Origin of the sequence: Ruegeria lacuscaerulensis, from assembly GCF_013034745.1 — a bacterium.
In the GTDB taxonomy this organism is placed as follows: domain Bacteria; phylum Pseudomonadota; class Alphaproteobacteria; order Rhodobacterales; family Rhodobacteraceae; genus Ruegeria; species Ruegeria lacuscaerulensis_B.
The window spans coordinates 259,049-272,982 of the sequence record NZ_WQGP01000002.1 but is presented as its reverse complement, the minus strand read 5'-3'; the positions used below and the strand labels follow the sequence as shown (position 1 = coordinate 272,982).

Annotated in this window: 13 protein-coding genes; 7 read left to right on the top strand and 6 right to left on the bottom strand. The window is 52.7% G+C overall.

All coding sequences use genetic code 11. The features are described 5' to 3' along the window. Positions 1–122 precede the first annotated feature (122 nt). Complete coding sequence (locus GOV79_RS04835; RefSeq protein WP_170724474.1) at positions 123–506, bottom strand: antibiotic biosynthesis monooxygenase family protein; 384 nt, start codon at positions 504–506, stop codon at positions 123–125. 338 nt (positions 507–844) lie between these two features. Here GOV79_RS04835 and GOV79_RS04830 point away from each other — a divergent pair, with 338 nt between their 5' ends. The 3 genes from GOV79_RS04830 to GOV79_RS04820 all read left to right on the top strand — a co-directional run bounded on the left by GOV79_RS04830 (position 845) and on the right by GOV79_RS04820 (position 5,372). Beyond that, positions 845–2,350, top strand: coding sequence for an amidohydrolase (locus tag GOV79_RS04830; protein ID WP_214648112.1), 1,506 nt, complete (start codon positions 845–847; stop codon positions 2,348–2,350). Further along, a complete protein-coding gene (locus GOV79_RS04825; protein WP_170788790.1) occupies positions 2,343–3,413 on the top strand; it encodes a CobW family GTP-binding protein in 1,071 nt (356 codons plus the stop codon). Before GOV79_RS04830 ends, GOV79_RS04825 begins: the two co-directional genes overlap by 8 nt. 243 nt (positions 3,414–3,656) lie before the next feature. Further along, complete coding sequence (locus tag GOV79_RS04820; protein ID WP_331252338.1) at positions 3,657–5,372, top strand: adenylate/guanylate cyclase domain-containing protein; 1,716 nt, start codon at positions 3,657–3,659, stop codon at positions 5,370–5,372. Between the two features lie 244 nt (positions 5,373–5,616). On the opposite strand, the gene GOV79_RS04815 is transcribed toward GOV79_RS04820, so the two are convergent. Continuing rightward, positions 5,617–5,811, bottom strand: a complete 195-nt coding sequence (locus GOV79_RS04815) for a DUF1059 domain-containing protein (protein ID WP_170724476.1) — start codon at positions 5,809–5,811, stop codon at positions 5,617–5,619. A 32-nt stretch (positions 5,812–5,843) separates the two neighbouring features. Then, entirely contained in the window at positions 5,844–6,254 is a 411-nt protein-coding gene (locus GOV79_RS04810; protein WP_170788789.1) for a GFA family protein, read from the bottom strand. 155 nt (positions 6,255–6,409) lie between these two features. Between GOV79_RS04810 and GOV79_RS04805 the strand changes: the two genes are divergently transcribed. After that, a complete protein-coding gene (locus tag GOV79_RS04805; RefSeq protein ID WP_170724478.1) occupies positions 6,410–7,306 on the top strand; it encodes a LysR family transcriptional regulator in 897 nt (298 codons plus the stop codon). A gap of 56 nt (positions 7,307–7,362) precedes the next feature. Here the strand turns inward: GOV79_RS04805 and GOV79_RS04800 are convergent, their stop codons facing one another. The 3 genes from GOV79_RS04800 to GOV79_RS04790 form a co-directional block, all read right to left on the bottom strand. After that, on the bottom strand, positions 7,363–7,758 hold the full coding sequence (locus tag GOV79_RS04800) for a rhodanese-like domain-containing protein (RefSeq protein WP_170594474.1): 396 nt from the start codon (positions 7,756–7,758) through the stop codon (positions 7,363–7,365). A gap of 186 nt (positions 7,759–7,944) precedes the next feature. Beyond that, a complete protein-coding gene (locus GOV79_RS04795; RefSeq protein ID WP_170594472.1) occupies positions 7,945–9,591 on the bottom strand; it encodes a tetratricopeptide repeat protein in 1,647 nt (548 codons plus the stop codon). A 385-nt stretch (positions 9,592–9,976) separates the two neighbouring features. Then, complete coding sequence (locus GOV79_RS04790; RefSeq protein ID WP_170352231.1) at positions 9,977–11,257, bottom strand: tetratricopeptide repeat protein; 1,281 nt, start codon at positions 11,255–11,257, stop codon at positions 9,977–9,979. Between the two features lie 266 nt (positions 11,258–11,523). On the opposite strand from GOV79_RS04790, the gene GOV79_RS04785 reads away from it, so the two are divergent. The 3 genes from GOV79_RS04785 to GOV79_RS04775 all read left to right on the top strand — a co-directional run bounded on the left by GOV79_RS04785 (position 11,524) and on the right by GOV79_RS04775 (position 13,874). Further along, positions 11,524–12,444, top strand: a complete 921-nt coding sequence (locus GOV79_RS04785; protein ID WP_170788788.1) for a sulfurtransferase — start codon at positions 11,524–11,526, stop codon at positions 12,442–12,444. A gap of 62 nt (positions 12,445–12,506) precedes the next feature. Further along, positions 12,507–13,298: a class I SAM-dependent methyltransferase gene (locus tag GOV79_RS04780; RefSeq protein ID WP_170788787.1), complete on the top strand. Its 792-nt coding sequence runs from the start codon at positions 12,507–12,509 to the stop codon at positions 13,296–13,298. Positions 13,299–13,364: 66 nt separating this feature from the next. Then, complete coding sequence (locus tag GOV79_RS04775) at positions 13,365–13,874, top strand: MaoC family dehydratase (RefSeq protein ID WP_214648111.1); 510 nt, start codon at positions 13,365–13,367, stop codon at positions 13,872–13,874. The last annotated feature ends 60 nt before the right edge of the window (positions 13,875–13,934 follow it).

Genomic DNA, 13,934 nt, shown 5'->3' with positions numbered 1-13,934 from the left:
ACCATCGAAAGAGCCAGCATCGCTGCCCGGCGGCGCAGTCTTACAAATGACGCACTAAAAACGGAGTCCTGCGTCTGCCCTCAGGCGCAGGGAAAAGCCAAGAAGCAAAAGCGATTTTGTTGCTATTTTTGTGCGACGGTGTGCAGACTGTCGAACATGAGTGTATGCATGTCAGTCGCTTCGTAACCTTTTTCTGTTAGGAAGCCGAGGGCGTCCACATTTTGCTTGTCACGAATGGGGCTTGCGACCCATTGCTCGTAGGCGGCTTTATCCGTCCAGTTGCACATAACGCAAAGCTGCCCATCGCCTTCATGCGACACCATCAACTCGCCGTGGCGAAAGCCTGGAATGGCATCGGCGCATTCCTCGATAATGTTGCGGTGAATGAATGCTTCTGCGGTTTGCTTTGCCTTCTCCGCAGGCACTTTTATCATGAGAAGTGTCCAAAACGACATTTTAGAATTCTTGTTTCCATAATCACGAGGGATAAGCCCGAAGTGGCTCATAAGAATCTGTGTCCAGTCTCATACACGATGCTGACACGGATCCTCCCACTCACGTAACTCAAAATGCTTATTTTTCGTTTTAGGCGAGGATTGCGGTTGTGTGCATTGTCCGACTCTCCACAATTTACTTTGATTGCCCGATCCCGAGCATTAACCTTGTTATGGAGATATTTTAGGAGTTTGGGATGACCAAGGAAAAAGTCACGGTTTTCATCGCTAAGAAATTTCGCACGATGGACCCGGGCCGACCTGAGGCTGATGCCGTCGCGGTTTTGAACGGCCGTATCCTTTCGCTCGGAACGATAGATCAGATGCAGCCTTGGCTGTCGCGCTACGACGTGACGGTCGATGAAACTCTGAAAGACAAAATCGTCTTGCCAGGCTTGATCGAGCCGCATTCGCATTGCTGGATGTCCGCAGGCTTCATGGCGGTCGACTACATCGGGCCGCTGCCTTGGCCGGGACGCGAGGGCATGAACCCTGCGCATCCGCACTTTGACGATGTGATCGAATATCTTGGCGAACTCCACGAGACGAAAAAGGAAGGTGAACCCATCATCGCATGGGGCTTTGACCCTGCGAACCAAGGCGGGTCGATTGATCGTGACACGCTCGACAAGATCACGGCCACGCGGCCCATTTACATTTTGGGTTTTGCACCGCATTTCGCCTATCTGAACTCAGCTGCCATCGAAATGGCCAACGTGGCGGATGGTGCAAACCCGACCCACATTTTGCAGTATCCGGACGGGCGCTTGAACGGCGTTTTCACGGAGGTGGAAGGTGTTTCGATTGGCATCGCCCCGATCATGCCAATTATCGCCCAATTGGGTGGCGTGGACGGCTTGAAGTTTTTTGGTCAAATTGCTCTAAAGGCAGGCATTACGACAGTCGCCGACCTTATGTTCGGCGTGATGAACATTGACGCCGAACTGAATGACCACGAAACTGCAACAGAAGACCCGAACCTGCCTATCCGGTTCTGTCTGAAACCGCATGCCATGTCCTTTGTGGGGGCGCATGGGGACAAGGCATCGGACGTTGTTTGGGAGCTCGCCAAGCACGAAAAGGACAACCTGTTTATTGGCGGTGTTAAATTCCTGAGCGACGGGTCGTTCCCACTCATGGGAGCGCTGTTGAACTTTCCCGGCTACCTGGACGGTGGAAATGGTTTCCCGGGCGACGCCACTTATGAAGGCATGGTGCCGTTTTGGAAAGGTGGCCACCAGATCCACTGCCATGCCAATGGCGATCAGGCGGTAGACTTTACTTTGGACTTACTTGCTCGATTACAGGCAGAACATCCTCGGTTCGATCATCGGTTTACCATCGAGCACTATGCCATGAGCAACCCGATGCAGGCGCGCCGCCTTAAGGCCCTAGGCGGTAACGCCAGTGTGAACAATTACTTCTCGCATTTCCGCGCTCTCCTGCATTCTGAAAATGCCTATGGCCCAGACCGCGCGCAGACCGAAGCCCGCCTTGGAAGTTTGGAAAAAGAGGGCGTGATTTTTGCGCTGCACTCCGATTACCCGCAGGTCGTCGTGCCAATGCATCCTTTGACTGCCGTGTATGCAGCCGTCACTCGTCTGGCCGAAGACGAAAAGACAGTCGTCGCACCTGGCGAGCGGATCAGTGTGGAGCGGGCATTGCGCGCTGTTACTATTGATGCCGCCTACATTCTCAATCTCGAAAACGAAATTGGAAGCCTTGAAGTTGGCAAGTTCGCGGATTTTTGCGTCTTGGAGGAAGACCCGATGGAAGTCGAACCAGAGAAAATCAAAGACATTGGTATTTGGGGCACAGTCTTGGGTGGACGCGTTATTGAGGCGCCGAATGACTGAGCGCCCGCATGCTCAAAACACCGCGTCGCGGCATGATCAATTCATGCGAGCGCTTGACCAGAGGCAAACAATTGCTGGCTTGATCTTTGCCGCCATGTCGATGCCTCGCGAATTGGCGGCCCCTGCAAGGTCGCTGCCTTTAACAATCATCGGAGGATTTCTCGGCGCGGGGAAAACCACTCTACTCAATCGGTTACTGGCGGACCCGCAAGGCCGCAAAATCGTTGTTTTGGTGAACGACTTCGGCAAGATCAACATCGATGCGGAACTTATTGCCGAACAAACCGACGACACGATTACTTTGACCAACGGGTGCGCCTGTTGTGCTGTTGCGAGTGACCTGTCCAAATCACTCGTCGACATTGCCCAGCGTAGAGATCGCCCAGATGCCATCGTTCTGGAATGTAGCGGCATTTCCGAACCCGGCTCGATTGCTCAGATCGCGCTTGCAAATGAAGCGATCCGGCTTGACGGTATCATCACAGTTGTCGACGCGGAAACACTTGAAGCACGTGCGAGCGACCCTGCGACACGCGAATTATTCAACGCCCAACTCGTGTCAGCGGACATGATTTTGCTGAGCAAACTTGATTTGCTTTCCGATGAAAGCCGCGCTCGAGCAAAGTCGCGCGTCGGGGCTCTGTATGCGGATACGCCAATACTTGAGGCTATTGAAGGCCGGATACCGACAGATGTGGCGCTTGGCATTGACACAAAACAAGACGTCTCCGATTATGAATCCCCTGTGCCCGAAGCCGAACACGGTTTTGAAACCATCAGTGTGGAAACCAACGACGCGCTCGACGAAAAAGCTTTGCAGCAGTTCTTCTCTGATCTGCCTGATACGATACTCAGGGCAAAGGGATTTGTTTTCATTGCCCAAAAGCCGGATCAGCGTTTGATCTTCCAAAGAGTCGGTTCCAGATGGAGCATGCGAGAGGGCGACTGTTGGACAGAGACAGGTCCACACACGCGTCTGGTCTTTATAGGGCCGAAAGGACAAGTCTATGGCGACGCACTGCGCGGGGGTGTTCTTTCTTGCAAGGCGCAAAAAACAAGATAAGCGCTTCTACAAATGTCACTGTGCCCATAATTCCCGGACAGTGTGTCCTGTGGATAAGTCGTGTGGGGATGATTTTGTCTAATTTAGTAGAGAGCCCGACCAATCGATGACCGCTCTCAGCCCGAAGCAGACATTCACAGTCACGCTTTTCAGTTTTGCACTAAGCCATTCACTAGGACATGCGCGACGTTCAGAAAATCATGTTGTCTTTTCCAAGCAGCGTAATTTGCGCTACCAATAGACATGAATGGAGACCGCAGACTTTCCGCAGTACTCTCGGCCGATGTAGTAAACTACTCAGGCCAGATTAAGGCAGATGAAAATAGGACTCTCAGCGAACTTCGTGTTCTACGTCGAGAGTTATTTGATCCTTTGGTTAGCGATCATCGAGGTAATGTCGTTAAGAGGATGGGTGATGGATGGATAGTCGAGTTTAACTCGGTATCTGATGCAGTACGATGCGCCCTTGATCTTCAAAGCCAGGTGTCAACTCAGTCCTCATTGAAACTACGAGTGGGCGTGCATCTTGGAGATGTCGTATTCGACGACGATGACATTTTCGGCGATGGCATCAATCTGTCTGCACGTCTACAAGAGGCTTCCAACGAAGGGGCTGTGTTAATTTCAGATGTCGTCCATCGCAGCCTTGACGAGCGCCTCGCTGAGCAATTTTATCGCGCTGGAGAGCGACAGTTTAAGAACGCGCCGTCACCAATAGAAGTTTTCCAATGGTCGCCGCCAGGTTCTGCCCCACCGCGAGTAACTCCGGCTAGCCATACAAAGTCTCTGCTAATCGGCGTCTTACCTTTCGATAATCTTTCTTCTGACCCCGATCAGGAGTTTTTTGCAGATGGAATTACCGAAGAGATCATCACCACTTTATCAAAACTCCCGAATTTACTGCTTGTCGCGCGTAACTCTACATTCGTCTACAAAGGTCGCTCCGTTGACGTGAAACAGGTCGGTCTGGAGCAGGGTGTCGATCTTGTTCTTGAGGGAAGTGTCCGTCAAAGCGGTAACCGGGTGAGGATCACAGCACAGCTAATCGATGCAAAGTCCGGCATGCATATTTGGGCAGACCGCTATGATCGCCTCATTGAAGATGTATTCGAAGTTCAGGATGAAATCGCACTTAGGATTGCAACCGAGCTTCAAGTCGAACTGTTGGCGGGAGAAATGGCTCGTTTCAGAGGATCCGGCACAAATAACCTAGGCGCGTGGACTGCTCAACTAAAGGCCGTTGAGGCTTCGCGCAGAATTACCAGGAAAGCTCAGGCCGACGCTCGCCGATTTGCACAACAGGCAATTGCACTCGACCCGGGTTACTCGGCTCCGTATTGTACTTTGGGATTCATTTGCACTGTCGAAGCACGACATGGATTTGTTGCTGACCGGCGTGCCGCGCTAGCGGAGGCTCGTGACTGCGCTCAGCGGGCTCTGGAAATAGACAGCTACAACCCAGAGGCTCACGCTATTGCGGGTTTTGCGGATGCAATCGATGGCAAGCTGGTTTCGGCTATCGAGAAGTTCAACGAGGCACTAGCGCTGAATCCAAACCACGCTGACGTGGCTGCCAGACTGTCAATCACCCTAGCTTTCAATGGCCAGGCAAATGAAGCGATCCAAGTCGCACAACAAGCCATTACCCTGAACCCTCACTATCCAGGTTGGTACGCAGGCGTTCTGGGTTTAGCCCTTCGACTCGACGGTCAATACGAGGAAGCCAAGAAAGCATTCACCGAATATGGTCAAAGGGTTGAAGGCTTTGGTCACCTCGACCTCGTAATCGTCCATGTAGAGACGGAGAACCTTGAGGCCGCTCGCGATGAAGCACGGAATGTGATGAAATACCGCCCTCAGTTTTCCATATCGGACTGGGCGAATACTCAACTTTTCTCTGACAGAAAAAGGCTGGAGAAAGACTGTGCGTCTTTGCGACTAGCCGGTTTGCCTGAATAGAAGCAGGGTTTCGCTGTAGCAGGATGGTTTGTGATGGAAACCAATCTCAGACGTTTCCGATTTGGGTTCGTGATGGCCTTGCGCTTCTAGGCGCCTTGGCGGTAGGCCGCAGCCCAAACCGGATACTCACAAATGGGCCTAGCAATTTCCCAGCTGCGGAGGAAAGCTGCCCTTCGCGGTTAAACAAACCAAGTTGATAATTTTGGCCGATTACCCGTAGGAACTTGAAGCTTAATTTATTTGATCACGCGGGCTTTATCAGTGTTTCCAGATATTCTCGAGTGTCGGCATCCCAAGAGCTGGGGTCCTCTCCATGAGCGACCACCGCGTGGAGTTCCATGAGTTTCCATACTTCATCTTTGGTCGCTGCGATCACTTTGCCTGGGCAGGCCTCCATGCCCTCGCAATCCTTGCAGGCATATGAAAATGCGGTGTTCATCATTTTCTCCTCTTTCTGGACGGGAAAGTTGATCAAAACTCAGGAAACGTCGGGAGACCGTCGTCGAGTTTTATCCATGGCTGCTGACGTGATACGAAGACGTGGGCCTTGGGTTGCGCAATCGATGGGTCATCCAACGTCACAGCAGAAAACCAAGCGTCAGCGCTCCAGTCTTGGCCCTCAACTTCATTTAGGGCGGCATAGGTCAACGTCGTTCCACATTCCCGACAAAACCCTCGGCGAATGCCCGGAGTTTTCTCAATGTGTTGGATTTCGCCTTTGATCACTTCAAAGTCTTCGGCGGCCACTTTAGCCCAAGTTACAAAGGCACCGCCAAGGGCCATTTGGCACGAACGGCAATGGCAATGACCCGACCAAACTGGCGGGGTCGCTATCTGAAACCGAACGGCACCACAGTAACATCCACCTTGAAGTTTTTCCATCGTATCAAACTCTCCTGACGTGCGGCTCTGTAAACATCAGCGTTGAAGCGTTCGCCTTTTCCCCAACACAAAAACAGATTTCACTGTGAATATTGTCAAGAAAACCGATATCATGCGAAGCAAATAGTCTGAGGATATTTTAGAAAAACTATAGTATGGATTGGCTGCACCTTCCCCCGATGAACGCTTTGCGCGCTTTCTCAGCGGTTGCGGAAGCAGGGAGTTACACCGTGGCGGCTGAACGCTTGAACGTGACCCAAGCGGCTGTCAGCCAGCAGGTGAAATCGTTGGAAAGGTATTTGGGTGTAGCTCTCGTTGCTAAACGTGGGCGCAGCATTGAGCTGACCGAGCCAGGCATCATGCTTGCACGTGAACTGGGTATCGGCTTTGAAATCATTGGAAGGGGTGTCGAACGACTGGCAGAACACACAGCAAAGCGTCCCGTTCAAGTGACCATGTCACCAGCATTTGCGGTGGAGTGGCTATTGCCGAGGATGGCAGACTTTCAACGTGAACACCCAGAGATCACTTTGATGCTGAACCCAACTTCGGAACTGGTTCAGATACGCCCCGGCGGTATAGATGTCGCCATTCGGTATCACGACAGACGCATGCCAAGAAAAAAAGAGGATACTGTCCTTGTCACCGACATGGTCGTGATCGGAGCACCTTCATTGGTGGAAGGCCAAGATCTGCGTGACCCGGCCTCTTTAACGAAGCTGCCCTGGTTGCAGGAACTAGGCACCAACGAGGCGGCTGACTGGTTCACCTATCACGGGGTTGTTCCTGCCGAGCCATTGACCATAAATCACATGCCGGGGAACCTTATCATGACTGCGGTTCGCCGGGGTGACGGAATCACGTATTCTGCCAGAGCTTTTTTTGAGGAAGATCTTTCATCTGGTCGGATGATTGAATTGTTCTCTGAGCCACTCTTCGGCGTCTACTACATCCAGACTCAAGCAGAATTTCAGCGCCCAGAGGCTAAGGTGTTCGTCAACTGGCTTAAATCTCAGTCGCAAGTCGTATCGAGACACAACTCTGGAAGCTGAGACGTATCTATTTACCCCTCTGCTCTGTTTGCTCAACACCGTTGGTTTCGCCTTTTTTAAGGCTGCTTTGTAGAGGAGCCCGCTGCGATCAGAGCCGCCATCCCTCCATCGATGAACTGCACGTTTTGAAAACCCATCGCAGTCAATACATTTGCCGCTGCCGCGCCTCGGTAACTAGGAGCGCCGCCACAGGTGGTGAAAATTCGCCTTCCACGATCCTGTAACTCTTGAGATCTGTATTCACTTTCAAGGTCTGCCATCCAAGCGACGGCGCGACCAGGAGCCGGAATTGCTCTGGGGCTGATACCTGTGGCCGCCATTTCAGCGCTATCCCTCACGTCCACCACAAGTGCGTTGGGGTCTTCGATCAGTACTGCCAGCGCGTCAGTTGCTGAAATCGGATTTGCTTTGGATATTTCCTGAGCTTCCATTTGTGCGAATGTTAAGACCATGTTGCCCCCCGACTGCAAATCTTACGCAATGCTACCATGCGGTTGATTTACCGCAAAACGGCATCCAAGCGATGCTTGGCAGTCTTGTGGTCGCCCAGACGGTTGCCATCAACGAAGTTAAACGAGTCCCGGTCTAGGGCAGAAGCGGGCCTCGCAAATAGCCCGGCCATTGCTGTTGATCAGTGATTACTCGGCGGCCAAAGCCTTCTGCCTGCAATAACACGATGCCTTGATCGGCACCTCGGCGCGGGCAGTGGCCTTGTCCAGTTGTAGCTTGATGTGGGCGGCTTCGACCGTTTCACCGCGCCTGGTGAGACATTCGTGCAGGCCATGCAGGCTCCAGACGTTACCCGGATGCTGACAGGCCCGACTAAGCGTTGCATCCAGGCCAAGGTCTGCACGGTAAACAGCTTCGGCTTCCTCCATCTGGCCCTGTTCAAGAAGAAGAGCACCCAGCGCATGACGGGTGGGTTGCATCCAGCCCCAGGGCTCGTCGTATGGCAAGTTGTCGTCGATCTCGACTGACTTTCGCAGATGGTCAAAGGCCGTCTCATACTCTCCTGCGTGATAGGCCAGCTCACCCAGCATCATTTGCTCAGCGACCTTCAGAATGTCCTGGCATGTGTTGTTGAACAGCATTCGGGTCTCAGGAACTCTGGCCAGAGCATCATAGAACATGGCTTTTTCACTCTCGGCTTCGGCGACCCTGTGTAGGTTGGCCAAGGCAACCGTCCTTGCGTACCGCATCATGGCAATGGTCACGCTGTAAAGCTCTTCATCCTCTGGCAGATCCTGATTGAGAATATCCTGCCAGCGACCAAACCTGATCAGCACATGTTGCTTCATTGGTATGAAGCCTTCAAACCAGTCCGCCATCGGCCGAAGAGTGTCTGACGGCAAGGTGTCGATCAGCTCATCGGCGGCTTCGATTGCTGCCGATGGTTGCCCCAAGAACATCGCACCGTATATTTTAAAGTGATAGTTGTGGCACCGATAGACGGAATAGAAATTGTCAGGGCCTTCGCGCTTCAGAAACTTGCGATCTGCCAATATGGCTTTGTGATTGCGCAGTACCACGTTCATGTAGTCTCCGCACAACACGTCGATATGGGTCGGCATGTGCAACAAATGCCCGGCCTCGGGCACCAGCGTGCTGAGCACATCGCCGTGACGCAGTGCCCGTTCGGGATGGGGCGACATTTCCATCAGGTGAATGTACATGTGCAATAGTCCTGCGTGCTCCCATGCTCCGTAAAGTGTATCGAACGCATTTTCGAGCACGGATATTGCCTCGAGCGTATCGGCCCCTTCGGCGGGCTTTCCGGTCGGCAAATCCCAAAGCTGCCAAGGTGTCCGGTTCATGAGCGACTCGGCCAGAATCGCAGACACGTCCAGGTCCTGATCGAATTCGGAGTGAACCTTTCGCATCGCATCAGCGAAGGCATCATTCCACGGGCTGAAATCCTCAATATCCGATGAGGATGGATAACGCGCTGGAATGGCATCGATTAGCGCGCGTTCAACAGGCGTCAGCCGGTCCTTTAACGACGCAGCAGCCTGGATTGACGCTTTCGCCAAGGCGATACAGTCAGGCTTCTCGTCTTCTTCGAATGTTTCCCAGGGCTTGTTGTAGTTCGGCCCAATACAATACGCGATGCCCCAGTGCGCCATTGCGCAATTTGGATCCGCAGCCACGGCATTCTGAAAGCAAACAATCGCTTCTTCGTGGTTGTACGCGTAAGTCCAAGCCAAACCACGATCAAACCAAAGCTGGGCTTCGTCCGACGAGGTTGTGATCTTTCGGCTGTAGCTACCGAGATCATAGTATTCCATCACAATAACCCCCAAATTAAAGGTAGGAGATTACCACAATGGGTTGTTTCTCGATACTAGCGACATCAAAGCCGATCCAAGGCATAGACCCGTCTTATTTGAGTTCCATTAGATCGAAGCACTCTTCTGGGCGACTGATCAGCTTGTTGGCCGCGTGAGTGACGCGCCGTCCAATCCCTCCACAGTAGCCCACCGACAAGACCACAAACACCGCTCGCACAATCCTAAGACGGGCTTTTGAGAAAGCTGATGTTAGCAGTCAGATTGGTCTTTTCCGCCAACTATCACTTTTGGGGCTTGGTAACGTCGTGCGACAGCCTCCGTTCTAAGTGGCGTTGAAAACGTGTAATTTGCGCTCATTGCGGGCGTCAAAAATGCGGGCACCCTATCCTTCTAGCGTGGCAACTGCATGGTCGTGAGAGGTATGCGGTCGATGCATGTTGAGAATGCGTCGAGCTTCATTCGATTGTCCTGAAATTGCCAGAGCATGGGCCAATGAAAACTCAATAATGTCGCGTTGCGCCCGGCTACCACCAAGGCGTTCGTGCTCAGACATGACCCTGACGAATTTCTCAATCGCTTCATCCGCATTTCCATCCGCCAACGCACGGAATGCGCCTGCGACCGAAGCAACGGTGGGGCCCGCGGGTCCCTTTGCGCCGTCAATGGTTGTTTCCAGACGCTCTCTGTTTCCAGCCATCGCATGCGCAAGAGCAGCGTGAACATCCGCAAAAGCCAAGCCAGGTGAAGGAAAGAACTGAACAGCATAGTCGCTGAGTTGTTGCCAACGCTCCTGAGGAATTTGCTCGCCAGTCAAAAAGGCGCGGTGAACAATTGCCACACTATCAGTCAGAACGTTCAGTGGTGGCGCAGGAGGTCGGTCGGGGGAAACATAATCATCGAACAGCTTCCACATACCTGCCACATCGCCGCTCTCAAGCGCCCACAGAGCGACGTGCCAGCTGAGATGGCAGTGCAGATACGCTGTGAAGGGATAGTCTTGCCAGAATTCGCGCAGATAAGCGTAGCCAGCGTCCGTCTCCCCGTTCTCATAGTAGAGATGGGCCCTGACATGTGCACTGTGTGCGCTGTCTGGCTTCAACTCAAGCGCGCGCTCGATGTTTTCCGCGGCCGGGCCGATCTGTCCGGCCTCCATCTGGGCAAATGCATGCTGGCAGAGAAACCACCAGTCGTCGCCATAGTGTGGCTTCAACAGGGTTGTGTACGCAAGCTGCTCCGCCTCGCGTCCAGCCTGACCTGAAAACCCTATTAAGCCAAATACGCTGGTACATGTCTGAGCAAGCAAAATATCTCGCGGATGGTCTGTGACGTGATCTCGGATGCGCCTGTAGGCCTGCGGTGCACGCCCCTCAATGAGATCGCTGATAATGTCGATCTGGGCGGCTTCGCGCGGGCTGACGCCATGCGACAGTTCCTTTGCGACGGCTATTTCACGCTTTGCATCTTGTGCACGCCCGACAGTAACAAGGTAGCGCGCAAGCCCAACATGGGGCATGGCAAAGCTATCATCTGCCTGCATTGCAGAACGGTAAGCTTCTTCAACATCATCAAAAGCACCCAGAAATCGGTCGATGCCTTCAACGTAGGCGTCTCGCGCAGTTTGTGATGTGGTCGTTAGCGGGCTTCCGTACCGATCTTCAAGCATCCAAACCTTCCACTATCTGTACCAAACCTGTCCGTCAGTGAGCTATATGAGCATGCCTACCCATAAACGAGTCAAAGGAAATCGACGTTCCGAGGCGCCATGATTTCAGCATCCGTTTCTTTCAGAAGTCTCATTAAATCATCAACATGCCGTTTAAACCATATTTGCTATATCAAATCCCGATTTTCCAAAATTGGACTCCGAAAGCAATTTTGGGGATTATTCCATACGGCTCGACCCGCGTCCGGTTAGAGGAGAACTTAGGTATGACAACCCAAACTCGCCCGCTCATTGATACGGCTTGGTTGGCAGATAACCTGACTAACCCGAAACTACGCATCATTGATGTGCGCTGGAAGTTTAGGGAGGAAAACGGCAAGGGCGTGGCCTATGACGATAGGAGCGAGTTCCAAGCCGAGCACATTCCTGGCGCCGTGTATGTTGGCATGTCGACAGAGCTTGCAGACAGCACTCAGAACACTCCCGACATGATGCTCGGGCCAGAGGATTTTGGGAAAAGGATGCGCGAGTTGGGTGTTTCCAACGACAGTCATGTCTTGGTCTACGATGACTCCGGGCTTCCGTTGGCGTCTGCGCGTCTTTGGTGGGCACTTTCGCACTATGGCCATAAAAACGTGCAGGTCTTGGACGGCGGCTTGCAGCAATGGAAACTCGAAGGTCGACCCACTGAAACTGGCGATCCAACCGTTGAGCATGGTGACTTTGAACCAACAGTGCAGAGCAATTGGATTGCCTGCAAAGCTGATGTCTTGGATGCGATGGGTAAGCCCGAGGTCAGAATTGTGGACTTTCTACCAAACGACCTCTTCCGAGGCGACGGAGTTCACACATGGGGAGGTCGCTCGGGACATATCCCCAGTGCGGTCAACATACCGGCGATATCGAACATCGATCCGGACTTGGCACACACACCCATATCCGAACGTGCAGCTAAACTAAAGGAACGTGGGTCATTCAAGTTGGCGGATCATTCCAAGCTCCTCAAGCACTATCAGGACAAGGGAATTCAAACTGACGATGAGGTCATCGCCTATTGCGGCCGTGGCATAGCTGCTTCTTGTGGGCTCCTTGCGCTGCGCCAAATGGGGTTTGAAAAGTCCCGCCTGTATGATGGTTCATGGGCTGAGTGGAGCGCCGATGAGAGCCTGCCGGTTGAAACATCGTGAGACTACGATTTCGGGTCACTGAGGGTGGTCCGTTTTTGACGCGTTGCTAGGAGGATTTTTTGATGACGGACAATTTTCGGCTGACCAAAGAAGCTGCGCAGAAGTACAACAACCATAGTGTGCCTGCGATGTTCGGCCCATTGGCTGAAGCAACCATGGAGAAGGTTCAGCTTCGAAGCGGGACTTGTGTCATCGACATTGCATGCGGCACCGGGGCTTTGACGCGAGAGATTGCAAGGAAACTGACGGGCGAAGGGCGGGTGGTTGGCGTAGATCTGAACGAAACCATGATTGAGGTCGCGCAGTCCAATCAGCCAGATTGTCGTCATGTGCTCGAGTGGTATGCAGCAGATGTAACCGAGTTACCTTTCGAAAATGCTACGTTTGACTATGCCTTCATACAACAGGGGCTTCAGTTCTTCCCCGACAAATCCGCCGCTTTGCAGGAAGTTCATAGGATCTTACGCAATGACGGTCAGCTATTTTTGACATGTTGGCGCGCAGTGTCGCCCTTCAATGGAGCGCTTGCAAAAGCTCTCGAACGGCATGTTGGAACAGATGCCGCAGTAAAAGCCAGAGCGCCTTTTTCGTTTCGAGATGGGGACCTTATTTCGAACTTGTTGGTCGATGCAGGCTTCAAGATAGCTCGTCACGAGCCATTGGTACTTGAGCGAAGATTTATTGATCTTCGCGCGCAAATCATGGCGCTGCCAATCGAAACCGATCTTAGGGATGCAGGTGCTGACGTCACCAACAAGGTCGTGGAAGAGGTTGCAGACGCCTTGTCTAGATATGACAAAGAAGGCGTATTGCACGTACCGCAAGAAGCGCACCTATTTGTCGCCGCGGCATAGGTCAACGACCACTGACTTAGTTCTCCATTACGATCTTTGCCATGGTCGAAAGACAATGCGGCATTAGTGGCGGCCGAGCCTGGCTCCGCGTTGACGGTTGAGTCTGCATCAAACTATACTTTTGCCATGGCTAGTGGAAAATACATCGACGATTTGTCGGTTGGCGAAACCTTCGAAACCGGAGGCGTTACGCTGACCGAGGGAGCGATTATTGACTTCGCACTGGTTCATGACCCGCAGCCCTTCCACGTTAACAAAGTGGCTGCCGCAGAGTCGATTTTCGGCGGTCTCATAGCCAGTGGATTTCAGACAATAGCGCTTACTTTCAGGTTGTTCCGCGACACTGGTGTACTTACCGGCACCAATCTGGGTGGACATGGTATGGACGAGGTGCGGTGGCTGGCTCCTGTGTATTCCGGTGACACGATCAGCGTGCGCGTCACGGTTGAGGCAATTACACCATCACGTTCGAAGCCCGACCGGGGAACGGTCAAATTCCGATACCAGACATTTAACCAGAACGATGTTGAAGTTCTTAATCTGATCATGCACCACGTGATGGCATATCGGAGTTAAGGCAGTTTGCAGCGACTTGGGCGCGCCGATCAATTTGACCTCCCATTGTCTTCTCCAAGA